The sequence below is a fragment of the Nocardia vulneris genome, assembly GCF_001613425.1.
Lineage (GTDB): Bacteria > Actinomycetota > Actinomycetes > Mycobacteriales > Mycobacteriaceae > Nocardia > Nocardia vulneris.
This window is the reverse complement of the sequence record NZ_BDCI01000042.1, coordinates 90,077-112,762: the sequence shown is the minus strand read 5'-3', so window position 1 is coordinate 112,762 and position 22,686 is coordinate 90,077. Positions and strand designations below refer to the sequence as shown.

The 22,686-nt window shown below is 69.1% G+C and carries 24 protein-coding genes; 13 read left to right on the top strand and 11 right to left on the bottom strand.

Annotated elements, in window-relative coordinates; genetic code table 11:
• Window positions 1-111: 111 nt before the first annotated feature.
• A complete protein-coding gene (locus tag NVU01S_RS36285; protein WP_370466265.1) occupies window positions 112-1,965 on the top strand; it encodes a DEAD/DEAH box helicase in 1,854 nt (617 codons plus the stop codon).
• Between the two features lie 1,338 nt (window positions 1,966-3,303).
• Here the strand turns inward: NVU01S_RS36285 and NVU01S_RS36280 are convergent.
• On the bottom strand, window positions 3,304-3,879 hold the full coding sequence (locus tag NVU01S_RS36280; RefSeq protein ID WP_244896325.1) for a TetR/AcrR family transcriptional regulator: 576 nt from the start codon (window positions 3,877-3,879) through the stop codon (window positions 3,304-3,306).
• 159 nt (window positions 3,880-4,038) lie between these two features.
• Here NVU01S_RS36280 and NVU01S_RS36275 point away from each other — a divergent pair, with 159 nt between their 5' ends.
• The gene (locus NVU01S_RS36275) at window positions 4,039-4,779 is read left to right on the top strand and encodes an SDR family NAD(P)-dependent oxidoreductase (RefSeq protein ID WP_043679528.1); all 741 of its coding nucleotides are present in this window, start codon (window positions 4,039-4,041) and stop codon (window positions 4,777-4,779) included.
• Here NVU01S_RS36275 and NVU01S_RS36270 read toward each other — a convergent pair whose 3' ends face one another.
• A complete protein-coding gene (locus NVU01S_RS36270; RefSeq protein WP_156161901.1) occupies window positions 4,780-5,547 on the bottom strand; it encodes an AraC family transcriptional regulator in 768 nt (255 codons plus the stop codon). It abuts the gene before it with no gap.
• A gap of 55 nt (window positions 5,548-5,602) precedes the next feature.
• Between NVU01S_RS36270 and NVU01S_RS36265 the strand changes: the two genes are divergently transcribed.
• Window positions 5,603-6,172, top strand: coding sequence for a class I SAM-dependent methyltransferase (locus tag NVU01S_RS36265; protein WP_043679526.1), 570 nt, complete (start codon window positions 5,603-5,605; stop codon window positions 6,170-6,172).
• A gap of 503 nt (window positions 6,173-6,675) precedes the next feature.
• On the opposite strand, the gene NVU01S_RS36260 is transcribed toward NVU01S_RS36265, so the two are convergent.
• Window positions 6,676-7,236 (bottom strand): SWIM zinc finger family protein, encoded by a 561-nt coding sequence (locus tag NVU01S_RS36260; protein ID WP_043679524.1) that lies wholly within the window; start codon window positions 7,234-7,236, stop codon window positions 6,676-6,678.
• Window positions 7,236-9,446 (bottom strand): DEAD/DEAH box helicase, encoded by a 2,211-nt coding sequence (locus tag NVU01S_RS36255; RefSeq protein ID WP_444980757.1) that lies wholly within the window; start codon window positions 9,444-9,446, stop codon window positions 7,236-7,238. The genes NVU01S_RS36260 and NVU01S_RS36255 overlap by 1 nt, the downstream gene beginning before the upstream one ends.
• A gap of 118 nt (window positions 9,447-9,564) precedes the next feature.
• Here NVU01S_RS36255 and NVU01S_RS36250 point away from each other — a divergent pair, with 118 nt between their 5' ends.
• Window positions 9,565-10,320 (top strand): TetR/AcrR family transcriptional regulator, encoded by a 756-nt coding sequence (locus NVU01S_RS36250; RefSeq protein ID WP_043679522.1) that lies wholly within the window; start codon window positions 9,565-9,567, stop codon window positions 10,318-10,320.
• 92 nt (window positions 10,321-10,412) lie between these two features.
• Here the strand turns inward: NVU01S_RS36250 and NVU01S_RS45100 are convergent, their stop codons facing one another.
• Entirely contained in the window at window positions 10,413-10,607 is a 195-nt protein-coding gene (locus tag NVU01S_RS45100; RefSeq protein ID WP_029903635.1) for a DUF7455 domain-containing protein, read from the bottom strand.
• 273 nt (window positions 10,608-10,880) lie between these two features.
• Between NVU01S_RS45100 and NVU01S_RS36240 the strand changes: the two genes are divergently transcribed.
• Window positions 10,881-11,240 carry a DUF952 domain-containing protein gene (locus NVU01S_RS36240; protein WP_043679519.1) on the top strand — a complete coding sequence of 120 codons (360 nt, stop codon included), beginning with the start codon at window positions 10,881-10,883 and terminating at the stop codon, window positions 11,238-11,240.
• Window positions 11,241-11,242: 2 nt separating this feature from the next.
• Here the strand turns inward: NVU01S_RS36240 and NVU01S_RS36235 are convergent, their stop codons facing one another.
• Together NVU01S_RS36235 and NVU01S_RS36230 are read right to left on the bottom strand one after the other, a co-directional pair.
• On the bottom strand, window positions 11,243-11,890 hold the full coding sequence (locus NVU01S_RS36235; protein WP_014986714.1) for a response regulator: 648 nt from the start codon (window positions 11,888-11,890) through the stop codon (window positions 11,243-11,245).
• A complete protein-coding gene (locus NVU01S_RS36230; protein ID WP_043679516.1) occupies window positions 11,887-13,083 on the bottom strand; it encodes a sensor histidine kinase in 1,197 nt (398 codons plus the stop codon). The genes NVU01S_RS36235 and NVU01S_RS36230 overlap by 4 nt, the downstream gene beginning before the upstream one ends.
• Window positions 13,084-13,176: 93 nt before the next feature.
• Here NVU01S_RS36230 and NVU01S_RS36225 point away from each other — a divergent pair, with 93 nt between their 5' ends.
• The gene (locus NVU01S_RS36225; protein WP_041562956.1) at window positions 13,177-13,659 is read left to right on the top strand and encodes a cation:proton antiporter regulatory subunit; all 483 of its coding nucleotides are present in this window, start codon (window positions 13,177-13,179) and stop codon (window positions 13,657-13,659) included.
• Between the two features lie 4 nt (window positions 13,660-13,663).
• Window positions 13,664-14,848 (top strand): cation:proton antiporter, encoded by a 1,185-nt coding sequence (locus NVU01S_RS36220; RefSeq protein ID WP_043679513.1) that lies wholly within the window; start codon window positions 13,664-13,666, stop codon window positions 14,846-14,848.
• Here the strand turns inward: NVU01S_RS36220 and NVU01S_RS36215 are convergent.
• Window positions 14,838-15,596 (bottom strand): rhomboid-like protein, encoded by a 759-nt coding sequence (locus NVU01S_RS36215; RefSeq protein WP_244467493.1) that lies wholly within the window; start codon window positions 15,594-15,596, stop codon window positions 14,838-14,840. The genes NVU01S_RS36220 and NVU01S_RS36215 overlap by 11 nt on opposite strands.
• Window positions 15,597-15,883: 287 nt before the next feature.
• Here NVU01S_RS36215 and NVU01S_RS36210 point away from each other — a divergent pair, with 287 nt between their 5' ends.
• The 5 genes from NVU01S_RS36210 (at window position 15,884) to NVU01S_RS43765 (ending at window position 18,611) form a co-directional block, all read left to right on the top strand.
• Entirely contained in the window at window positions 15,884-16,057 is a 174-nt protein-coding gene (locus tag NVU01S_RS36210; protein ID WP_244467492.1) for a hypothetical protein, read from the top strand.
• 92 nt (window positions 16,058-16,149) lie between these two features.
• Entirely contained in the window at window positions 16,150-16,290 is a 141-nt protein-coding gene (locus NVU01S_RS43770; RefSeq protein ID WP_156161900.1) for a hypothetical protein, read from the top strand.
• A gap of 120 nt (window positions 16,291-16,410) precedes the next feature.
• Window positions 16,411-16,842, top strand: coding sequence for a hypothetical protein (locus NVU01S_RS36205; RefSeq protein WP_043679509.1), 432 nt, complete (start codon window positions 16,411-16,413; stop codon window positions 16,840-16,842).
• 347 nt (window positions 16,843-17,189) lie between these two features.
• On the top strand, window positions 17,190-18,116 hold the full coding sequence (locus NVU01S_RS36200) for an alpha/beta fold hydrolase (RefSeq protein WP_244467491.1): 927 nt from the start codon (window positions 17,190-17,192) through the stop codon (window positions 18,114-18,116).
• A gap of 321 nt (window positions 18,117-18,437) precedes the next feature.
• Entirely contained in the window at window positions 18,438-18,611 is a 174-nt protein-coding gene (locus NVU01S_RS43765; RefSeq protein ID WP_156161899.1) for a hypothetical protein, read from the top strand.
• Between the two features lie 31 nt (window positions 18,612-18,642).
• On the opposite strand, the gene NVU01S_RS36195 is transcribed toward NVU01S_RS43765, so the two are convergent.
• The gene (locus NVU01S_RS36195) at window positions 18,643-19,533 is read right to left on the bottom strand and encodes an AfsR/SARP family transcriptional regulator (protein WP_043679506.1); all 891 of its coding nucleotides are present in this window, start codon (window positions 19,531-19,533) and stop codon (window positions 18,643-18,645) included.
• A complete protein-coding gene (locus NVU01S_RS36190) occupies window positions 19,530-20,027 on the bottom strand; it encodes a cupin domain-containing protein (protein ID WP_052281237.1) in 498 nt (165 codons plus the stop codon). Before NVU01S_RS36190 ends, NVU01S_RS36195 begins: the two co-directional genes overlap by 4 nt.
• A 96-nt stretch (window positions 20,028-20,123) precedes the next feature.
• On the opposite strand from NVU01S_RS36190, the gene NVU01S_RS36185 reads away from it, so the two are divergent.
• The gene (locus tag NVU01S_RS36185) at window positions 20,124-21,041 is read left to right on the top strand and encodes a LysR family transcriptional regulator (RefSeq protein WP_167829450.1); all 918 of its coding nucleotides are present in this window, start codon (window positions 20,124-20,126) and stop codon (window positions 21,039-21,041) included.
• 81 nt (window positions 21,042-21,122) lie between these two features.
• Here NVU01S_RS36185 and NVU01S_RS36180 read toward each other — a convergent pair whose 3' ends face one another.
• A complete protein-coding gene (locus tag NVU01S_RS36180) occupies window positions 21,123-22,496 on the bottom strand; it encodes an RNA polymerase sigma factor (RefSeq protein WP_043679500.1) in 1,374 nt (457 codons plus the stop codon).
• Window positions 22,497-22,686 lie beyond the last annotated feature (190 nt).

The window sequence follows — 22,686 nt, the reverse complement described above, 5'->3', positions numbered from 1 at the left end:
CTACAGCATCGCTTACATCGCCGATCCGTACCGCAGTCCGGGGGCGACGTGTCGTCGGGCAACACGTGAATTCGGGCGTGTCTGCTGGTGAACATGTGATGCCGATCGCGCATGCCGCGTCGGTTTGGCAACACGCCGTGCCGGGCCAGTAGGGTCGAGTGCGTGACTGGGTCGGGTGGCGCCGCTGTGGCGGGACAAGCGGAGACACCGGGCGATTCGGGAACACCCGAGGCTTCGGGCAGACCGAACAGCTCCGGTACATCGAGTGGCGGGTCGCTGCGTGCCTGGCAGCGACGGGCTTTGACGAAGTATCTGGCGTCCAAGCCGCGCGATTTCCTCGCGGTGGCGACGCCGGGCGCGGGTAAGACCACCTTCGCGCTGCGCGTCGCGGCCGAACTGCTGGCCGACCGCACCGTCGATCAGATCACCGTGGTCGCCCCGACCGAGCATCTCAAGCATCAGTGGGCGCAGTCCGCGGCCCGCGCCGGCATCGCGCTGGATTCGCGGTTCTCGAATGCCGCGGGCGGCACGTCCGGCGACTATCACGGTGTCGTAGTCACCTACGCGCAGGTCGCCTCGCATCCGTCGCGGCACCGGGTGCGCACCGAAAACCGCAGGACCCTGGTTATTCTCGACGAGATCCACCACGCGGGCGACGCGAAGAGCTGGGGTGAGGCGACCGCCGAGGCGTTCGGTGACGCCACCCGCCGGCTCGCGCTGACCGGCACCCCGTTCCGCAGCGACGACAGCCAGATCCCGTTCATCACCTACGAGCCCGACGAGTCCGGGTTCCCGCGTTCGCGCGCCGATCACGCCTACGGCTACTCCGAGGCGCTCGCCGACGGCGTCGTCCGGCCCGTCGTGTTCCTCGCCTACTCCGGTGACGCGCACTGGCGCGACAGCGCGGGCGAGGAGCACACCGCCCGTCTCGGCGAGCCGCTGAACGCCGAGCAGACCGCGCGGGCCTGGCGCACCGCGCTCGATCCGGCGGGCGACTGGATCTCGGCCGTGCTGCGCGCCGCCGATATGCGCCTGCGCCAGCTGCGCAACACCGGCATGCCGGACGCGGGCGGCCTGGTGATCGCCACCGACCAGGAGCGGGCGCGCGACTACGCTGAACTGCTGGAACACATTTCGGGTAGCAAGCCCGCGCTGGTGCTGTCCGACGATCCGTCCTCGTCCGACCGGATCGGCGAGTTCGCCGCCAGCAAAGACCCGTGGATGGTCGCGGTGCGCATGGTGTCCGAGGGCGTCGACGTGCCGCGGCTGGCCGTCGGCGTGTATGCGACGAGCGCCTCGACCCCGCTGTATTTCGCCCAGGCGATCGGCCGGTTCGTGCGCGCCCGGCGGCCCGGCGAAACCGCGAGCGTGTTCCTGCCCTCGGTACCGGTGCTGCTCGATCTGGCCGCGCAGCTGGAATTGCAGCGCGACCATGTGATCGGCAAACCGCACCGGGAGAAGGACGGCCTCGAAGACGAGCTGCTCATCGAGGCGAACAAGCAGCAGGACGAGCCGGGCGAGGAGGAGAAGTCCTTCGTCGCGCTGGCCGCCGACGCCGAGCTGGATCAGGTGATCTACGACGGATCCTCGTTCGGCACAGCGACTTTCGCGGGCAGCGACGAGGAAGCCGACTATTTGGGCATCCCCGGTTTGCTCGACGCCGACCAGATGCGCGCGCTGCTGCGCGACCGGCAGTCCAAGCAGATCGCCGACCGTGCCGAAACGACCTTCACGCCCGCCCCTGGTCCGCAGGTCGCGAGCGCGTCCGAACGGGTCGCCACCGCGGACCGTTTGGGTGAATTGCGCCGGGAACTCAACAGCCTGGTCGCCATGCACCACCACCGCACCAACAAGCCGCACGGCGTGATCCACGGCGAGCTGCGCCGCGAATGCGGCGGCCCGCCAACAGCTTTGGCCTCCGCCGACCAGCTGGAAGAACGCATCGCCGCACTGCGCCGGATGTAGGCGCCGCCGGGCAGGGCCGCCGCCAGCGTGAGGTTCGTCCGGGCTCGGGGTACCGCCGGAGGCAGGGTGCCGCTGGTGTGGGGTGCCGCCGGGTGGCGAGTGCCGCCAGGCGTGAGGTGCGGCCAGGCCCGGCGTGTCTCCGTAGGTAGGGTGCCGCTGGGCGTGAGGTGTCGCCGGGCGTGGGGTGCTGCCGGGCATGGGGTGCTGCCGGGCGTGGGGTGCCTGCCGGGCGTGAGGTGCTGCCGTAGGCAAGGTGCAGTGGGTGGGCAGGCCAGTGCATGGTCATCATCGTTGGCCCACGCGCGCGCTGCGTTCGCCTCGCAGTGGCTCAGATGGGGTGGCGGTAGGCGTGTCGCACGGTGTGTCGAGTTGGGCGGTTGATCAGGAGGAATTGGTGGCGGCATCGGCCGAGAGGCCTCCGCCACCAGTTCCTCCTGATCGACTGACCAAATGCGCCCACTCACCAGTGCGGCCATCACCGCGTGAACCTACCTCGCTTGGGCAGGTCGCTGCGGGTGCGGGGAGGTAGAAAGTGGGCGGGCGGCCACTGCGTGGCCGTCGTTGGCCCACGGGCGTATTGCCTTGCGCCCTGTAAGCAGGCGTGTCGCACGGGTTTTGATGTGCCGCACCCGCTGGGGCAGGCCGCAGCGGGTGCGACACATCAGAAAGGGTGCGGGAAGACAGTGGCGCGCAGTCTGCCGCCTGGCGTCCGGGTGCTGGTGGAGGGTGGGTGCCGCCGGGCGCGGTCTGGTGGTGGACGTTGGCGTGCTGCTGGGCGTCATCTGTAGCCGGGCGGGGGTGCTGCTGGCCGCGCAAATCCGCCGTCGGCCGCGCAAACCTGCCGCTGGCCGCGCGTATCTGCGGCCTGCGCGCGAATTTGGTGCCGGGCACACGGTCTGGTGGTGGACGTTGGCGTGGTGCCGGGCGGGGTGCTGTCGGCCGTGCATATCTGCCGCTGGCCGCGCGAATTTGGTGCCGGGCACGCGATCTGTTGGTGGACGTTGGCGTGGTGCCGGGCGGGGTGCTGCCGGCCGCGCATATCTGCCGCCAGTCGCGCAAATCTGGTGCCGGCCGCGCGAATCTGGTGCCGGGCATACGGTCTGGCGGTGGACGTTGGCGTGCTGCTGGGCGTCATCTGCTGCCGGGCCCTGCCGCTGGCCGCGCAAGTCTGGTGCCGGCCGCGCGTATCTGCCGCCTGTCGCGTAAATCTGGTGCCGGGCATACGGTCTGGTGGTGGACGTTGGCGTGCTGCTGGGCGTCATCTGCCGCCGGGCGCGGTCTGGTGGCGGGCGTAGCGTCTGCCGCCGAGAGGGTTGGCGTCGGGCGCACGGCGTGCGCCTATGGGTCGCCGCTGCCTGTGGTGGCGGGGGAGGTGTTCTGGGTCGGCCATGCGGCCATCGCGCAATCGATCGCCAGGGTCAGGCTTTTCAGGGGGACTCCGTCGCGCGCCTGGATCGACAGGCCGTACAGCACTGTGGTGTAGAAGTTTGCGAGGGCGGCGGTGTCGGTGGCTGCGGGCAGATCGCCTTCCGTCACACCGCGATCCAGTCGCTTGCGGATGTCTTCAATTGTCCCCCTGCGTTTTTCGACCAGGAAGTCGCGGATGGACTCGTTGCGGGTGGTGTAGGTGGAGCCGGCCAGCACCACCATGCAGCCGTGTGGTTTGTCCTCGACGGTGTAGGCGATCGCGTTGTCTCGCAACATCGCTTCGATGGCGGCGCGCGCGGTCGGCTCTTCGCGCAGTGCCCGCTCGGTGTATCCGCCTTCGGTTTGCCCGTAGAGGTCGATGGCTTCCCGGAACAGCGCCTCCTTGCAGCCGAACGCGGCGTACAGGCTCGGTGAGTTGATGCCCATCGCGGTGGTGAGATCGTTCATCGACGCGCCCTCGTAGCCGTGCTCCCAGAACACCTCCATGGCGCGGCGTAGCGCGTCGGTGCGGTCGAAAGCGCGCGGTCGTCCCCGTTCGGCCATCCCGATCCTTTCTGTGTCGATCACTAAATATACCGCTTGACGCAGAGCGGGGCCGTGCGCTTAGCTATTTATGTATTGATCGACACAGAAATAGGAGGAGCGATGTCGGGACTCACGGGCAAGGTGGCGCTGGTGACGGGCGGCAGCCGGGGCATCGGGGCGGCGATCGCGCGGAAGCTGGCCGCCGACGGGGCGGCCGTGGCCATCACCTACCAGAACCGCGACGTGCAGGCGAAAGCCGTTGTCGCGGAGATCGAATCAGCCGGTGGCCGGGCGGTTGCCTACCGTGCGGACAGCGCCGACGCCGCGGAGGTGGTGCGTGCCGTGCACCAGACCGCGAGCGACCTCGGCCGGTTGGACATCCTGGTGAACAACGCGGGCATCTTCCCCGCGAAACCGTTCGAGGAGTTCACCGTCGACGAGATCGACCGCGCGCTGCACATCCACGCCCGCGCCGCGTTCGTCGGTGCGCAGGCCGCGGTGGCGCACATGAGTGATGGTGGCCGGATCGTCAGCGTCGGCAGCAACCTGTCCGAGCATGCGCCGTTCGCCGGTCTCTCGCTGTACAACCTGAGCAAATCGGCGCTGAACGGTTTCACCAAGGCGCTCGCCCGTGAACTCGGTCCGCGGGGGATCACCGTCAACCTGTTGCAGCCGGGATCGACTGTGACGGATATGAATCCGGTCGACGGCGGGCACTACGACCTGCAAGTCCAGCTGTCCGCGCTGGGTCATTTCGCGGCGCCGCAGGACATGGCGGCGATGGTCGCGTTCCTCGCGGGGGACACCGGTCGCAGCGTCACCGGCGCGACCTTCACCGTCGACGGTGGCACCAACGCGTGATCAACCGGTGAAATAACGTCCGGGGGAGACGCCGACGGCACGGCGGAACGCCGCGACGTAGGCACTGGGGGTGGCGTAGCCGACGCGGCCCGCGATGCGGGCGATCGGCAGGCCGGCCGCCAGCAGCGGCAGCGAGGCGGCGAGACGGACCTGAGTTCGCCAGTGGCCGAAGGTGATTCCGGTTTCCGCGACGAACAGCCGGGCCAGCGTGCGAGGACTGGTGGCGACGGCCGCGGCGAACGCCGCCAAGGTCCGGTCGTCGGCGGGATCGCGGGTCAGCGCGTCGGCCACCTGCTTGGCACGCGGGTCGTTCGGGGGCTGGAGCGTGATCGGGACGACGTCGACCGGGCTCAGCAGATCGAAGACCACCGCCTCCGCGCGTTCGCGTTGGGCGGCGGCGGTGCCGGGTGCCGCGAGATGGTCGAACAGCTCGTGCAGCAGGCGGGTGACGCGGAGCATGGTCGGCGTCGTGAACGTGACGGGGCAGCGGCCGGGCTCGAGGTAGATGCCGCGCATTTCGGCGCCGTCCGCGGTGCCGGTCCGATGCCGGACGCCGCCGGGGATCCACAGTGCCCGGGTGGGCGGCAGCACCCAGCGGGCGTCGCCCACCTCGACGGCGATGACTCCGCGTGCGGCCCAGGCGATCTGGTGCTGCGGATGCTCGTGCGTCGCGAACCAGAACCCGGCGGGCAGCAGCCCGACGCCGAACACCATCGCCGTCGGGCCGGGCGGCACCGGCTGGAAGCGGGGATGGCCGTTCAGCGACACAATATGTCACCGTAGCCGGTAGTGGTCATCGCTGTCCGCTCCTAACCTCGTGGCTATGGCGATGAACCTGCTCCATCGGGCGCTGTGCCGCTCCGCGCGGTGGGAACGGACCAGCGCGACCAAGATCGTGCCGTGGGCGTTGCACGGGCTCGACCTCGGTGCCAGTGCGCTCGAGATCGGACCCGGTTACGGCGCGAACGTGGGGGCGCTGCGCGCTCGTGCGGGGTCGCTCACCGGTGTCGAACTCGACCCGGAACTGGCCGCGCGGTTGCGCACCCGGCACGGCTCGGCGATGACCGTGGTGCAGGGTGATGGTGCCGAAATGCCCTTCGCCGCAGAACAATTCGACTCGGTAGTCTGCTTCACCATGCTGCACCACGTGCCGACCGCGCTGCAGCAGGACCGGGTGTTCGCCGACGCGCTGCGGGTGCTGCGCCCCGGCGGGGTGTTCGCGGGCAGCGATGGCTTGGACGGCTGGCTGTTCCGGCTCATCCACCTGGGCGACACGTGCGTGCCGGTGCCGCCCGAGCACGCCGCCGACCGCCTCACCCGCATCGGCTTCACCGACGTGGAAATCGAAATCGGGCAGGGAAGCTTCCGCTTCCGTGCCCGCCGCCCCGCCTGAGCGCCCCGACACTGTCCGGACGCCATCGGCGGATCCGATCCGAGCCGAATCCGCCACCAGGACAGTGCGATCGGGCGCTCAGGAGAGGTGCGCACGCCGCAGGAGGAGGGATGCCGGCGTGCGCACCTCGGTCGGACCGGACCCCCACCGGCCGGAGCGTTCGCCACCATCTGCGCACGCCGGTCGCCGCCCGCGCACGCATCACTTCTGCCGTCCCGCACCCCGTTTGGGGTGCAGAAGAGGGCGTCGGGCACCGCAGACCGACAACCCGCTGCCCGCTCCAAGCGCGGCCCCCAAGTATCTACCCCGGTCGCGGCGAAGACATGCAAGGCACCACATCCCGCCCCACGCACCCCCGGACTGGAACGCCCCCAGCCCGCCAGAGGCGCGCGCTGGCGCAGCTTCTGGCTTCTCGCACTACTTCTGGGTTCCCGCACCGGCTACAGCCAGTCGCAGCGGGTGCGAGAACGCGAAAGTGGTGCGAGAACGCAGAATTGGGCCGGTTAGTGCGCGGTTGGTGCGGCGAAGTAGGTTGCGGGGTCGAGGGTGTTGATCGGCACCCAGCGGGGCGCTTCGGCAGAGGCCGGTGTGTCGTCCTCTTGTGCTGCTTGGAAATAGCCCTGGAGTTCCAGTGCCAGGCGTGGGTTTTCGTCTACCCGGCGCGCCATGTCGTAGTACAGGGCGAGGATGTGCAGGCAGCGGGGGGAGCGCGCCTTGCACGAGCAGTCCGTTCCGGCGAGCACCGGCGCTACGGTGATGCCCGCGGCTTTGGCGGCGCGGTGCATGTCGTCGGTGAGGACGGTGGTGTCGGGGATGACCGCGTTGATGGCGGTGACCGCCGTGCGCGGCAGCGGCGCCACCTCCAGGTGGAGTACCGAGGCCTCGCTGCCCCGGTGCAGGGTCGCGCGGACGACGCGGCCCTCGACGGTGGCCTGGATGCCGTGGTTGCGGGCGATGCTGCGGGCGCGAGGGAGCAGGGGGTCGGGCCGGGTCTGCCGCAGCGGTTCGGCGAGCCGGACCCAGTCCATGCCCCACAGGGTGTAGCCGAATTCGTTGTCCGCCATCAGTTCCCCCGTTTCCGGCGCAGGATTTCGATCAGCTGGTCGTCGTCGAGCCGGGCCAGCGCGGCGATGCCGGCGGAGTCGCCGAGGTCCGAGAGCGCGGACTTGCGGTCGTGCATCCGGGCGATGTGTTCTTCGACGGTGGTGGTCGAGGTCAGCGTGGTGACGGTGACCGTGCGGGTCTGGCCGATGCGATGGGCGCGATCGGAGGCCTGTGCCTCGACGGCCGGATTCCACCAGCGGTCGAAGTGGATGACGTCGGCGGCGCGGGTCAGGGTGAGGCCGGTGCCCGCCGCGCGCAGGCTCAGCACGAGCACGGGTGGTCCCTCCGCGGCCTGGAAACCGTGGACGATCGCGGCCCGCTCGGCCTGGTCCAGTCCACCGTGGAAGAACGGCGCGGCGACCTCGAACTGTTCGGCGAGGTGGCGCACGAGCAGTTCGCCGGTTTGCCGGTACTGGGTGAAAATCAGGGTGGGAGCACCCAATTCGAGGTTGTTGGCGACGATATCGGCGCACAGGTCGAGCTTGCCGGAGCGGCCCGCCAGCTCGGTCAGTTCGCCGGTGACCAGTCCGGGATGGTTGCAGACCTGTTTGAGCGCCGTGAGTGCCGCGAGCACCCGGCTCTGCCGCTGGGCGCCGGAGCCGAAGCCGTCATCGATGGCGCGATCGAGCAGCCTGTCGTACAGGCTCTCCTGTTCGCCGGTGAGGTCGCACAACAGGTCGGTGTGGATCTTGGCTGGTAGCGACGCGGCCACCTGTGCCTTTTTCCGCGCGAGCACGACGGGTTCGATCGCGTCGCGCAGCCGGGCCGCCGCGCTCGCCGACCCTTCCTGGATCGGCCGGACGAAACGGCGTCGGAACTGGGTGCGATGCCCGAACAGCCTGGGCGCCACCAGGTTCAGCAGCGCCCACAGTTCTTCCAGATGATTTTCCACCGGCGTGCCGGTCAGCGCCACGCGCACCTCGGCGTCGAGTGTGCGTGCGGCCTTGGCGAGTTGGGTGCGCGGATTCTTCAGCGCCTGCGCTTCATCGAAAACCGTGGTCGCCCAGCGGTGTTCGCCGAGCAGGTGCCCGTGCAGCCGCAGGGTGGGATATCCCGCGACGACGACCGTCCCGGCCTCGGCCGCGATAGCGCCGCCGCGCCACACGGTTACGCGCAGTCCGGGCGCGAACCGGTCGATCTCGTGCGCCCAGTTGCCCACCAGCGAGGTGGGGCACACCACGAGCTGCGGCCCGCTCGCCGCTCGCCCGTGCAGGAAACCGATGGTCTGCACGGTTTTTCCGAGCCCCATCTCGTCGGCCAGCACGGCCCCGCCGTGCGCCGCGACGGTTTCCCGCAACCAGCTCACCCCGCGCACCTGATAGGGTCGCAACTCCGCTTTCAGCGCGACCGCCAATTCGGCCGCCACTCCTCGCGTTTCGTACAGCACCCGCAACGCCCGCTCCGCAGCGACCACCGACGTCCCCGCCGCATCCGGCACGGCATGCGCCGCAATCGGCAAGGCCGCCGCGCGCAGACGGATCACGTCCGCCACGTCGGACAGCGACTCTTTCTCCGCGGCAACGGTATTCGCGGCAGCTCCCGCCGCCGGTGCCGGACCAGCCGCCACGTCGCCCGGACCGCCTGTCGCACGGGGATTTTCCTGCGCTGTGCGGGTTTGCACGTCGGCGGCGGGTCGCGTGCCGGCGGCGTGCCCCGCGCTGGAGGTGGGCTGCGTGCTGGTGGTGGGCTGCGTGCTGGGCGTGGTCTGCGCGCTGGAGGTGGGTTCCGCACTGGTGGTGGGCTCCGCCTCGGCGGCGTGCTGCGTGCCAGTGCTGGGCCCCGTACCGGTGGTGGGCTGCGTACCGGTGGTGGGCTGCGTGCCAGTGCTGGGCCCCGCATCGGTGCTGGTCGTCGGCTGCGCGCCGATGGCCGCCCCCGTGTCGGTGGCAGACCCCCCTGTGCGGCCGCGCGACCGACGTGAATCCGCCTGCGCCGCAGCGACCCCCGTCCCCTCCTCGCGCAGTGCCGCTTGCCAGGCGTGCACCGATTCGCCCGCGTCATCGATGGCCGATTCAGCGAAGGTCTGGGGATCGCGCAACGCGCAGTCGACCTCGTTGATTTCGATGGTGCCGTCCGGTCCTGTCGGGACCGCGAGGGTGACGGATTCCCGGTCGCCGGTGTCGGGTGCGGGCCCGGTGTCCTGGCCGGTCCATGTCCACAGGGCGAACATGTGCCGGTCGGGTAGATACGTGGCCTGTGTGCTGCGCAGAACGAACCCCTTATTCGGCGTATGGTGTACGAAGTATCTGAACAACGTACAGGGTACCGAGTTTGTTCCGAGGAGTCCCGTGGCCGACGAAACCACCGTCGAACAGGCGAAACAGCTGATCGGACTGCTGTGGCGACGCGAGGTCCCGCCGCGCCCCGGCGGCCGCGGGCCCAAGCAGACGGTCAGTGTCGACGCCGTGGTCCGGGCCGCGATCGCCCTCGCCGACCGCGACGGGTACGCCAAGGTGTCCATCCGCGCGGTCGCCGCGGAGCTGGGTCTGCGGCCGATGAGCCTCTACACCTATGTGCCCAGCAAGGACGCGCTCGCGGTGCTGATGGCGGACGCGGTCGCCGACGAGGACGCGCCCATCGCCCCGGAGCTGCCGCTGCGCGACCGGATGGCCGCGATCGCCCGCCAGGCCCGCGCCGAGCTGCTCGCGCATCCCTGGCTGCTGGAGGTGCCGCCGTGGCGGCTGGTGCTCGGCCCGGGGCGGATGCGGCGCTTCGAGCGGCAACTGGCCGCGATCGACGACATCGGCCGCTCCGAGGTGGAACTGGATCGGGTGATCGCCGTACTCACCGAGTTCGCGACGGGTAACGCCAGGATGGCTGTCGCCGCGCGGCGCGAAACCCAGGTGATGACCGACGCCCAGTGGTGGGACGTGCACGGCCCGCTGCTCTCGGGGGCGATGTCGCCCGAGGCGTTCCCGCTGGCGTCGCGGGTGGGCAAGGTGGTCGGGGAACTGTATGAAGCGCCCGGCGACCCGGACGGGGCGTTCGACTACGGCCTGAACCGCCTGCTGGACGGGATCCTGCCCGCCTCGATCGGCCCCTGAACAGACCGAGAGCGGGCGATCCGTGGATCGCCCGCTCGGGTCGAACGGTGTTCTGTTATCGGATGTTGTTATCTCAGGACGCGAGGAGTTGATCAGAGCGCGGGAGCGGACTCCGTGTCGATCACGGCTTCCAACTCACGCAGTCGATCCATGTGTTCGTTCGCGTGGTGCTGGCAGAAGAGCAACTCGCCACCTGCGGGCAGAACGGCGCGCACTCGAGCTGCCGCCCCGCAGCGGTCGCAACGATCGACCGCGGTCAGTGGGGTGCTAGTCAGGGTTCCTGGCATGACTCCTCCGTCCTGGCTCCCGGTTCACAGACCGTTCGCCTGGTGTGGGGCCCGTGGTCACTCCGCGGGCTCGCTACCGCTACTTCCCAGCAGTGGTATGACTACTCTGTCAGACGTTCGGGACGGGGGCTTTGTTCCCGTGAGTGATTCGGTGTGTTTTCGATAACACGACCAGGGATTTCGCTACTGGCGAACATTCCAGGTCACGCTTCGAACTCAGTTGTGGTCACCACCTCGAACAGGCCGATCCAGTTGTCTACCGGGAGATTACCCGTGACCCATGACACTCACACGCTCGTTCACATATGTACTTTGGGCGAGTGGCTTTCCGCCCGGCAAACCGGTGAGTACCGGGCGCCATCGCTCGATGAGGTCGGGTTCATCCACCTGTCGGCGCCGGAGCAGGCGCATCTGCCGGCCAACCGGCTCTTCGCGGGCCGCCGCGACCTGGTGCTTTTACGGCTCGACCCGGCCCGCCTGGGTGCACCGGTGAAATGGGAACCCGGCGTGCCGACCGACCCGGAGTCGATGCTCTTCCCGCACCTGTACGGTCCGCTGCCGACCGGTGCGGTCGTCGCGGTCGAGGAGTTCCAGCCCGGCCCCGACGGCTCGTTCGCGCCACTGGCGAAGTGAGGCTAGCGGTCGCGCACCTCGCGCGCCACGATGGCGGCCTGAACCCGTGACCGCACACCGAGTTTCGTCAGTACCCGGGAGACGTGCGTCTTCACCGTCGTCTCGCCGATGAACAGCTTGCCCGCGATCTGCGCGTTGGACAGTCCGTCGCCCAGGCAGTCGAGCACCTCGCGTTCGCGTTCGGTGAGGTCGGCGAGCCCGTCCGGCTCCGGTTGCGCCGCATCGGGATTCACCGCGGCGAACGCCGAGATCACCGCCCGGGTCACCTCGGGGGCGAGCACGCCGTCGCCCGCGGCCACGGTGCGGACGGCATCGATGAGCGCCTGTCCCGACGACGACTTGAGCACGAACCCCGACGCGCCGGCCCGCAGCGTCCGGAATACGTACTCGTCCAGGTCGAAGGTGGTCAGGATCAGCACCTTGGCGAGTCCGTCGGCGGTCACCCGCTCGGTCGCGGTGATGCCGTCCACCCCGGGCATGCGCACGTCCATCAGCACGACGTGCGGGCGCAGCGCCTTGGCCTGCGATACCGCGACGTCGCCGTCGGCGGCCTCGCCGACCACCTCGATATCGTCCTCGGCATCCAGGATCATCCGCAGTCCCGCGCGGATGGCGGCGTGGTCGTCGGCGATCAGCACCCGGATCGTCATGACCCGCTCGCGATCGAAACCGGCAGGGTCGCTTGCACTTCCCAGGTGCCTGCGCTCGATCCGGCCGTGAAGCTGCCGCCCAGCGCCGCGGCCCGCTCACGCATGTTGATCAAGCCGCGGTGCGGGTCGCCGTTCTCGCTGCGGCGCACCGTGATCGCCGGTACCGGATTGCGGACCGCCACCCGCAGTTCGCCGTCCCGCGTGCTCACGTCGATGTCGACCCCTTGTCCCGGTGCGTGTTTCATGGCGTTGGTCAAAGCCTCCTGGATGATGCGGTACGCGGCCTGGTCGACCGCGCTCGGTAGTTCGGTGTCGTCGAGGGTTTCGTGGACCCGCACCGCGATTCCGGCCGCGCGGGCGGCATCGACCAGGATGGACAACTGTGCGAGCCGGCGCGGCGCGGCCACCTCGTCCTCGCCCTCCCCGTCGCTGCGCAGCAGGCCGATCATCGTCCGCATCTCCTGCAGGGCGCTGACGCTGTTGGTGCGGATGGACTGCATGATCCCGGTGACCGCGGCGTCGGGCTGCTTGCGGGCCAGCACCCCGAGCGCGGCCTCGGACTGGATCGCGATGGCCGAGAGATGGCCGGCGATCACGTCGTGCAGGTCGCGGGCCATGGTGGTGCGCTCGTCGGCGATGGCCGCGCGACGGTCGAGTTCGGCCACCAGGGTCAGCGCCTGCGCCCGGGCCCGTTCGGCCGCGGCGATGTCCTTGTGCGTGCGCACCGAATTGGCCCACCACAGCGGCGTGGCGATGAACGCGAGCACCACCAGCAGCGCCAGCGAGATGGCCCGCAGGTCGTGCGCGACGACCGCGGTGACGAGCACCAGCAGCACCGAGAACGTGGCCCAGCCGATGATCACCCAGCGCGACGTGCGTTTCGCGGAATACAGCACCGCCGCGTACATCAGGTCGCCGTAGATCAGCCAGACCGGCACCGAGGGGCCGATCCAGATATCGATACTCAGCGGGATCAGGCCGACGAGCATGGCGGGCACCGGCATGCGGCGCCGCGCCATCGTCAGCAGGCACAGCGGAGCGAGGATCGCGAGCCGGACCGGCACCGGCACGCTGTGGCCGAGATCGATCAGCGCGAACAGGTTCGACACGTACAGCGCCGCGCCGCCGGCGAACACCAGCAGCGCGCCCAGCGCATCCCGCGCCGTTCCCGGAATCTCCGACCATTGCCGCACGCTTCCATCTCAGCACAGCCCTGACCAGGCGCCATCCGCCGAAGTGATGACCGCACCGGCGGACGGACGAGACCTCGGTCTACCCTGGAGTGTGTGAATGTCGACGTCACTGCGCTACCCGGAATTGGAGTCCGAAAAGACTTCGAGGTGCGGTCGGGCCGCCGGATCGGCGTGGTCGCACACCGCGACGGCGACATCGATCTGATCGTCTCCAAACTCGACGATCCGGACGCCTGCGCCGCGCAGATTCCGCTGAGTACCGACGAGGCCGCCGTGCTGGCCAATCTGCTCGGTGCGCCCCAGCTCGTGGCCAAACTCAACGACGAGCACAGCGATCTGCCCGGCATCACCACCCGGCAGATGGCGATCGCGGAGGAGTCCCCCTACGCGGGTCGCACCCTCGGCGAGACCGCGATGCGCACCCGGACCAAGGTGTCGATCGTCGCGGTGATGCGCGCCGGGCAATTGCATCCCTCGCCCGGACCGGATTTCACCTTCACCACGGGCGACCTGCTCGTGGTGGTCGGTACCCCGGAAGGCCTCGACGCGGCCGCGAAGATCTTGACCCACGGCTGAGCCCGTGACCGAAACCGCGCTCGCCCTGATCGAGCTCGGAGCGATTCTCTTTGCCCTCGGCATGTTCGGGCGGCTGGCGGGGCGCTTCGGGATGTCGCCGATCCCGCTGTATCTGCTCGGCGGTCTCGCGTTCGGCCAGGGCGGCTTCATCAAACTCACCGCCGCCAACGAATTCGGCCATGTGGCAGGCGAAATCGGCGTCGTGCTGCTGTTGCTGCTGCTCGGCCTGGAAGACACCGCGCCGGAACTGATGACCGGCCTGCGCCGCTCGTGGGCGGCGGGCCTGGTGGACCTCGTCGCGAACGCGACGCCCGGCGTGGTGGTGGCGTTGATCCTCGGCTGGGGATTGATCGGCGCCGTCACCATGGGCGGGGTCACCTATATCTCCTCGTCGGGCATCGTGGCGAAGGTGCTCGACGATCTCGGGCGGCTCGGTAACCGGGAGACGCCGGTGATCCTGTCGATCCTGGTGTTCGAGGATCTGGCGATGGCGGTGTACCTGCCGATCCTCACCACCATCCTGGCCGGGGTGAGCTTCGCCAGCGGATTGAAATCGCTCGCCGTCGCGCTGACCGCGATCACGGTGGTGCTCGTGGTGGCGCTGCGCTACGGGCGCTACGTGTCGGCCATCGTGGACAGCAACGACCGCGAGGTGTTCCTGCTCAAGCTGCTCGGCGCGGCGCTGCTGGTGGCCGGGGTGGCCTCCGCGTTGAACGTATCCGCGGCGGTCGGGGCGTTCCTGCTCGGCATCGCGATCTCGGGATCGACCGCGCACGAGGCCGCGAAACTGCTGGAGCCGCTGCGTGATCTGTTCGCGGCGATCTTCTTCGTGGCGTTCGGCCTCACCACCGATCCGACGGCGATCCCGCCGGTGCTCGGCTGGGCGGTCGGGCTGGCCGTGGTCACCGTGCTGACCAAGGTCGCAACCGGCTGGTGGGCGGCGAGCAGGCAGGGCATCCGGCGGATGGGTCGTGCGCGGGCCGGCGCGGCGCTGGTCGCGCGTGGGGAATTCTCGATCGTCATCGCGGGCCTGGCGGTGACCGTCGGCGGGGTCGACGGTCAGCTGGCCGCGCTCGCCTCGGCGTATGTGCTGCTGATGGCGATCCTCGGGCCGATCGTGGCGCGGGTGGTGGAACCGGTCGTCGGGCTGGTGCAGCGGCGTACCAAACCCGCTGTGCTCACCGGCTGACCGACACCGTTTCTTTCGCCGCCGTGCGCCGCTGCACCCAGCGGCCGAGCAGCGTCGCCAGCGCGCCGACGACGAAGCCGATGGCGGCCCCGCACAGGTGGCCGTAGTCGGTGAAGGTCGGCCCGATCCACAGGGCCGCGACCAGCACCACGGTGAGCGTGCCCGCCCACAGCAACCGGACGGGTCCGCGGAACCGGAACGCCATCGCGGCCAGGACCGCCGAAAAGCCGTAGCTGGTACCGACATCCGCGGCGACCGCCACCTTCAACGGGATCACGCCGCGGTCGATGGCGTGCGAGATACCGGTGACGGTGAGCAGCGTCGCGCCGATGTGCCCGGTGGCGAACAGCACGATCCAGCGGCCGGTGCCGAGCCAGCGTTCGGCATAGGCCATCACCACCAGGAAGCTGACGATGGTGGTCCACGGGAACCCGCCGTCGGTCCAGAACGCCGAGGCGACCAGCACCTGCACCGGGTTGTGCCGCATGTTGTAGAGATTGGTCGAGGCGGAGAAGATCAGCCTGCGCTCCACCGAGTCACCCACGCCCCGCAGCGTCCACCACGTGACGAACAAGGTGAACGCGTAGGCGGTGCTGGCCGGCGCCGCGCCCAGATGGGTGCGGATCGCGGGGAGGACACGGCGCACCAGCGCGGGACGGCGCAGCCAGTCCCACGCGGTGCGCAGCTCGGTCCTGAGGTCGATGGTCTGAGTCCAGGGCGACCGGAACTGGACCGGGGAGGCAACCACCAGCCAAGTGTGCCGTGTCGCGATGACGCAGGCACGTGACCCGCCCGGCGTGTGCGCTGCGTCACCGGCGGCGAGGCGGCGTCCGTAACCTCGTTTCACACCCGGGCAACATTCGCTCCAAGTACTGGCGCCCACCGCCTGGGCCGCCCCGGCGTAGACCTCAGGGGTACCTCCCGCCCGGCCTCGACTCCGCCGACATTCTCGGCCTCGGGCCATCCTGAGGCGAGCGACGCCGAGCATGAAGCGGAAAATGTCGTTCGAGCCCGCGACTACGAAGCCATATTGTGGTGCCTGAGCTGGCGAAGGACGCCGCGCGGCGTGCACTTCCGCTCGCGGAGAAGATGCGTGGCCGTCGCGAATCCGTGATCGAACGGGTCGTCGGGAGCATGGCGATGGAAGGCGAACCGGTTTCCGCGGAATGGATTCGCCAGGCCCGGTTGCGGCAACTGGCCGGCAGTTGACCTCGTAATCCGCCCGAGCACTATCACGCGCAGCGCCTCGTAGGGGAGATGCTGGACAACGTCGATGCCCGGCTCGAATACGCGTGCGGGCGTTGGATCTCCAGATCGAGCTGCTGGCGTACATCGAAGCCGAGTTCCTGTTCGAGACCTACTTGTCGGCGCTGCGGGTCTACGCGTCGACCGCTCCGTCGACAGAGTTCTGGATCGCGCAGAGATTCGGTGCACTCGACTAGCGCTGCGGGGCTTGGACGGGACGTCACGGAGGGAAGCGTCAGGGCCGCGGGCTGATTCGCGATCGGTGCTCGAGATTCGGGTGAAGTGGCGGTGAAACTCGGGGCGGTGAGGGTGGGGGCATGTACAAGTTACGAATTTTCAGGGTTGCGTTGGGGATTGCGCTGGGCGCGATGATGATTGGGGCGGGGCCGGCGCAGGCGACCAGGCATGTGTTCTCCGAGGTGGATACCAGTCCGGGGCAGGTGGGCTGCATTCTCGATGATCATGAGGTGTTCTGTGTGGTGCACGGGTGGGCGATCACGCTGCCGGGGCCGAAGCCGGACTGCGGGGGTTATGGGCCGTATCCGAAGTTCACGTTGCGTAATCAGGGGCCCGCGGAGGCGCGCTACAGCTGCACCCAGATCATCATGCTCGGAGAGCGGTTACCGTTCCACAAAATCATCGCCAGTGATGCGATCACCTGTACCGGGTTGCCGCGCGAATCAGGAATCCAGTGCGTGAATGCCGAGTACGGGTTCAATGTGTCGCGAACCAAGTACACGTTGCGGTGAGCGGGGGTCGATCGGGCTCGGCTCTGTGACGAGGTCCGCTCAGTAGCCACTTCCACTGACGCGGTTCGACGGGGCCGTCCGGAGTGCTGCCTCGGTCGGCGCTGCACGTGTTTGTCTGCTGCGCAAGTAATTGCCGACGAATCCGCGCTCGACGCGACAATTCGTGCGCCGGAGTCAGGGCTTGTGGATCTTTGTCCTGTCGCGTCCCGCTGAGCCGACACTGACCGGTCGAACCCGGCGCCTCGGACGCGAGTTCGACTGCTCAGCAACGTAACCCCGTGGAGGCACGGGCGGATCGGTCTGCGGTATGACGCGTGACGATGCCGCCAGGGTTTACCGTCGGCGGCATGGCACGTGGGATGCGGTTCAGTAGGCGGCGATTCGCTCAGCTGGGCGGGGTGATGCTGGCTTCGGCTGGGGCCGCGTCCGCGGGTGCGGCCCCTGCCGGGCTGGACGCGGTCAGGATTTCGACCGACGTGGGCGTGTTCGAGGCGGTGTCCGCCGGACCGGCGCAGGGCCGGGAAGTGTTGTTGCTGCACGGTTTTCCGGAGCTGGGCATCGAATGGGATCAGCAGATGGGGGCACTCGCCGCGGCGGGATGCCGGGCGGTCGCGCCCGATCAGCGTGGGTATTCGCCGGGGGTGCGGCCCGCCCGGATCGAGGACTATCGGCTCGACCTGCTCGTGTCCGATGTGTGGGCGATCGCGGATGCGTTGGGGTGGCGGCGGTTCGACCTGGTCGGGCACGACTGGGGTGCGGTCGTCGCGTGGGTCGCGGCGGCTGATCGACCGGCTCGAATCCGTTCGCTGACAGCGGTTTCCGTGCCGCATCCGGCCGCTTTCGCGGACGCGCTGCGGAACGACCCGGCACAGCAACAGGCGTCGGCCTACATGAACAGATTCCGGCAGCCGTCGCCGATCCCCGAGGACGCGATCCTCGCCGGTGGTCCACCGAAGCTGACGGGCGTCCCGGAATGGAAGAGCGCCGAGTATTTTCGCCGCCTCGCCGAGCCGGGCGCGCTCACCGCGGCGCTGAACTGGTACCGCGCCAACGACTTCGAGGGGTACCGCACGCCCGTCACGGTACCGACGCTGTTTCTTGCCGCCACCGACGATCGCATGGTCGCGATGTCGGGCATCCAGGCCACGAGAGAGTGGGTCACCGGCCCGTATCGTCTCGAAGTCCTTGCCGGCGCGGGTCACAACATCCCCGAGTACGCTGCGGTCGCAACCTCCGCCCACCTGCTCGCGCACCTGTTGTCTGTTCCGTCCTGACCCTGTCGCACCCCTTCTGCGGCTTCGCACCCGCTGTGGCGTGCCCTAGCGGGTGCGAAGCCGCAGAAAGAGTGCGGGAAGGTGGAACTACAGTGCGGAGGTGCTCGCCGTCGCCACCGAGCGGGTACGGCGGGTCAGGAACGTTGGAGGCTGGAAATGCACCGAATGAAATCTTTTGCGATCGTATTCGCCTTGGGTGCAGGAGTTCTCGCGGGTTGTGCGGACAATGAGGGCGCGGATCGAGCCTATTGTGACGCACTGAAAGACTTGGGCAGTGGAAGTTATGTGCCCGATACCGCGAATGCGGATACCGTGCCTAAGATGCGCAAGCTCGCCGGGCTGGCACCGGACGACATCAAGGCCGACTGGAACAAACTCGCGGACTCGCAGGAAAAACTCATGGCCGCCACCCCGGACCCGTCGGCCACGCAGGCCGATATCGGTGCGGTGGCGCGGCGCATCGTGGACTACAACCAGAAGACCTGCGTGCAGTGAATGATGCTGCGCGAGAACGCACAAGCATCGTTCACGAGCTGAGCTCGGGTCGCCGGAATCGGTGCGCCAGCAGCGTGACGTCCCGGTGCCGCACCAGGCGCAGCGTGGCAGCCGTTGGTCTGGTGGGCTTTCCGATGATCAGTGTCGGATCGTGGCGCAGGATGCGTACTTCCAGGTCGACGGTGTCGGGTGCGAGTGCGGCGCCGAATTGTTCGGCGAGCGCGTGCCGTAGCCCGCGCAGCTGGTCCAGGGCGTCGACCTGCCTGCCCGCGCGATACAGGGCGAGCGCGTGCAGCCTGGTCAGTGGTTCGTGCAGGGGGTATTCGCCCGCGAGTACGGCCATGCTCCGCAGATGTTCCGCGCCGGAACCGACCCGCAGCGCGGAATCCAGTCCGGCGATGGTCAATTCGAGTCGCCACTCGTCCAACCGGGCCGCCTCGACCTCCGCGTACGGCGTCCAGCGCAGGTCGGCGAGCGCCGGCCCGCGCCACAGACGCAAGGCTTCGTCGGCGGCCGCGTGGGCGACGGCGTGCTGTCCGGCCCGGCGTGCGGCGTGCAAGCGGTCCGCGATCGATTCGGCGGCAAGCAGATCATCCGCGACGATCGTGGTCCGGTAGCCCGCGGGGGTGCGCAGCACGGCCGCACCGTGCGGGCCCAACGCCGAACGCAGCCGCGACACCACGACGCGTAACCGTTCGATCGGTCGCGAGAGTTCGCCCTCGCCCCACAGATCGGCGGCGAGCCGTCGATCCGGTACCGGCACACCACCGGCGAGCGCCAGCCGCACCAGGGCCGCACGTTCCAGCGGCCGATCCACTCCGATCACCGTGTCGCCGGCGCTGACCTGCACCGGGCCGAGGATCCGCAGCTGCGCCGACGCGGGTGCGGCATCCGGCAGGGGACAGGCGGCGGGCGCGGTCATACCTGCCACCCCGGTCCCGCGGCCGGGCCGACGAGAGTGACTCCGTAGCGGGCGAACTCGGCCTCGATCTCGGCCTGTTCGCGATGGTGCGGGGCAGCGGGCGGCAGGACTCGGCCGGTGGCCGCGGTGCCGAATGCCCGGTGCGCCTTCTCGATTCCGGCGGGCGTGTACTGGTGCAGCACGCGTGCCGTGTCGGTGTGCACCCGAAATCCGTGCTGGATACCGCGTGGCAGCCAGACCGAGGTGCCGGGACCTGCCGCTATCCGATCGAGTCCGCGATGCATCGTCACCTCACCCTCCAGGACGAAACACAGTTCGTCTTCTCGTGAATGCAGATGGATCGGCGGTTCGCTGCCTCGCGGCACCACCATCTCCGCGACCGAGAGCACCCCGCCGGTGGTCTCGCCGAGCTGATGCCAGACGATCAGGCACCCGAACGCCCACTCCGCGATCGGCTCGTACGGTCCGAGCTCGTGACGTCGTTGTTCCGGCAAGGCGCTCCTCGATTCGTGATCCGCTGAGAACCATGCTCGATGCGCCGAGCCGAGAACGGAAACACCGATCGGCTGTCGGATCTACAATCCTGGCTTGTGGATGTGGAACTCCGGCACCTGCGCGCCTTCCACGTACTGGCGACCGAGCTGAACTTCACCAAGGCGGCCGCGCGCCTGCACCTGACCCAGCAGGCGCTGAGCAACCAGATCAAACAGCTCGAAACCCGGATCGGCGCAACGCTTTTCCAACGCAGCACCCGGCAGGTGACGCTCACCGACGCGGGCCGGACGCTGCTGGCCAGGGTGCCCGACATCCTCGACACGGTCGGCGCGGCGATCGCCGACACCCGCGAGACCGAGTCGGGGGAGCGCACCGAATTGCGGATCGGGATCCGCGGTGTCACCGGATTGGACGTCACGCCCCGGATGCTGCGGGCCTTCGCCGCCGAATATCCGCACGTGGCGTTGACGGTCGGCAAGGTCGAATTCGACGACCCGAGCGCAGGCGTGCTGGCAGGCACCGCCGACATGGGGCTCATCTGGTTGCCCGCGCCCGACGGTCTCGAGATCACGCCGTTGCTCGCCGAGGAGCGCATCGCCCTGCTCTCGGCCGACGATCCGCTGGCCGCGGGCCCGGCGGTCGCACCCCCGGACCTGGCGGTCCAGCCGTTCGCCTGGTGGACCGACAACCGGCACCTGGCGGCCCAGCATTTCATGACGCTGGGCGACTACCGCGACGGCCCGCCGACCATCGGCGCGTACGTCACCACCCTCGAGGATCTGCTCGCCGCGGTCGGCAGCGGCCAGGCGGTCGCGGTGTCGGTGGCCTCGGTCGCGCACTTCTTCCCATGGTCGGGCGTCGTCGCCCGCCCGCTGCGCGATGTCGCCCCCGCGGTGCTGGCCCTCGCCGTTCGCGAGGGCGACACCCGCCCCCTGGTCTCCGCGTTCGCGCGCACCGCGGCCAAGGTCGCCGCCGAACTCATCGCCGAAGGCACCTGCGCCCCCGCCCCGTAGCCGAAACCCTTGCGCCACTGCGCATTCGAACGAAAAAACCCCGCATGCGGTGCGCGCATGCGGGGCGTTCTCGGAGTGCGGCTAGTCCAGGTAGTCGCGCAGGACCTGGGAGCGGCTGGGGTGGCGCAGCTTGCTCATGGTCTTGGACTCGATCTGGCGGATGCGTTCCCGGGTGACCCCGTAGACCTGGCCGATCTCGTCCAGGGTGCGCGGCTGGCCGTCGGTGAGACCGAAGCGCAGCCGGACCACGCCCGCCTCGCGCTCGGACAGCGTCTCCAGCACCGACTGCAGCTGATCCTGCAGCAGCGTGAAGCTCACCGCGTCGACGGCGACCACGGCCTCGGAGTCCTCGATGAAGTCACCGAGCTGGCTGTCGCCCTCGTCGCCGATGGTCTGGTCCAGCGAGATGGGCTCACGCGCGTACTGCTGGATCTCCAGCACCTTCTCCGGCGTGATGTCCATTTCCTTGGCCAGCTCCTCCGGGGTGGGCTCACGGCCCAGGTCCTGGAGCAGCTCGCGCTGGATGCGGCCGAGCTTGTTGATGACCTCCACCATGTGCACCGGGATGCGGATGGTGCGGGCCTGGTCGGCCATGGCGCGGGTGATGGCCTGCCGGATCCACCAGGTGGCGTACGTGGAGAACTTGTAGCCCTTGGTGTAGTCGAACTTCTCGACGGCACGGATCAGACCCAGGTTGCCCTCCTGGATCAGGTCCAGGAACGCCATGCCACGGCCGGTGTAGCGCTTGGCCAGCGAGACGACCAGGCGCAGGTTGGCTTCCAGCAAATGGTTCTTGGCCCGGTTGCCGTCGCGGACGATCCAGTTGTAGTCGCGGCGCATCGCGACCGGCAGCTTCTCGCCCTGCTCGGTGAACTCGCGCACCTTCTCCGCCGCGTAGAGGCCCGCCTCGATCCGCTTGGCGAGTTCGACCTCCTCTTCGGCGTTGAGCAGCGCGACCTTGCCGATCTGCTTGAGGTAGGCGCGCACCGAGTCGGCCGAGGCGGTGAGCTCGGCGTCCTTGCGGGCCTGGCGCAGGGCCTCGGATTCCTCTTCGTCCCAGACGAAGTCGCCGGAGGCCTTGTCGGCGGCGGAGGGCTCCACCTCTTCCTCGGCGGCCTCGGCCACTTCCTCGACGACGAGGTCTTCGGCTTCCTCGGTCAGGTCGTCCTCGGAGACCTCGAGATCACCGAGATCCTCGATGTCGAGCGACTCGTCGTCGATGGCCTCGTCGGCACCGGGCTCGCCGTCGCCGCCCACCTTCTTGGTGGCGGCCTTCTTGGCCGGCGCCTTGGCCGCCTTGGCGGCGGCCTTCTTCGCGGGTGCCTTCTTGGCCGCGGCCTTCTTCGCGGGGGCCTTCTTCGCGGCAGCCGCCTTACGGACCGGCCGTGCTTCGGTTACATCTGCGGAATCGGCCTCGGCCGAATCGGCGGTCTGACGGGTATTCGTGGCTACCACGTACGCCCTTTCGTGACGGTCTCGTGCGGCGTCACGCCAGAGTGGTCTTCCGGCGGAGCGGTCTGTCGGGTTTCACCGGCGGAGGGCCGGTCGGGTTGCACCGGCTCACGACTGCGTCGTGGGCCGAGGGCGCTGTGCCTGTGATTCACTCGCTTGCGTTCGTGAACAGGCCGGGCACGTTCCATTGTAA

Coding starts and splice junctions, on each gene's coding strand:
- NVU01S_RS36200 (WP_244467491.1), top strand. CDS start 17,190: ATGGCACGTGGGATGCGGTTCAGTAGGCGGCGATTCGCTCAGCTGGGC.
- NVU01S_RS36195 (WP_043679506.1), bottom strand. CDS start 19,533: ATGACCGCGCCCGCCGCCTGTCCCCTGCCGGATGCCGCACCCGCGTCG.
- NVU01S_RS36205 (WP_043679509.1), top strand. CDS start 16,411: ATGTACAAGTTACGAATTTTCAGGGTTGCGTTGGGGATTGCGCTGGGC.
- NVU01S_RS36275 (WP_043679528.1), top strand. CDS start 4,039: ATGTCGGGACTCACGGGCAAGGTGGCGCTGGTGACGGGCGGCAGCCGG.
- NVU01S_RS36260 (WP_043679524.1), bottom strand. CDS start 7,236: ATGGCGGACAACGAATTCGGCTACACCCTGTGGGGCATGGACTGGGTC.
- NVU01S_RS43765 (WP_156161899.1), top strand. CDS start 18,438: ATGCGCAAGCTCGCCGGGCTGGCACCGGACGACATCAAGGCCGACTGG.
- NVU01S_RS36265 (WP_043679526.1), top strand. CDS start 5,603: ATGGCGATGAACCTGCTCCATCGGGCGCTGTGCCGCTCCGCGCGGTGG.
- NVU01S_RS36285 (WP_370466265.1), top strand. CDS start 112: ATGCCGCGTCGGTTTGGCAACACGCCGTGCCGGGCCAGTAGGGTCGAG.
- NVU01S_RS36235 (WP_014986714.1), bottom strand. CDS start 11,890: ATGACGATCCGGGTGCTGATCGCCGACGACCACGCCGCCATCCGCGCG.
- NVU01S_RS36280 (WP_244896325.1), bottom strand. CDS start 3,879: ATGGAGGTGTTCTGGGAGCACGGCTACGAGGGCGCGTCGATGAACGAT.
- NVU01S_RS45100 (WP_029903635.1), bottom strand. CDS start 10,607: ATGCCAGGAACCCTGACTAGCACCCCACTGACCGCGGTCGATCGTTGC.
- NVU01S_RS36255 (WP_444980757.1), bottom strand. CDS start 9,446: ATGTTCGCCCTGTGGACATGGACCGGCCAGGACACCGGGCCCGCACCC.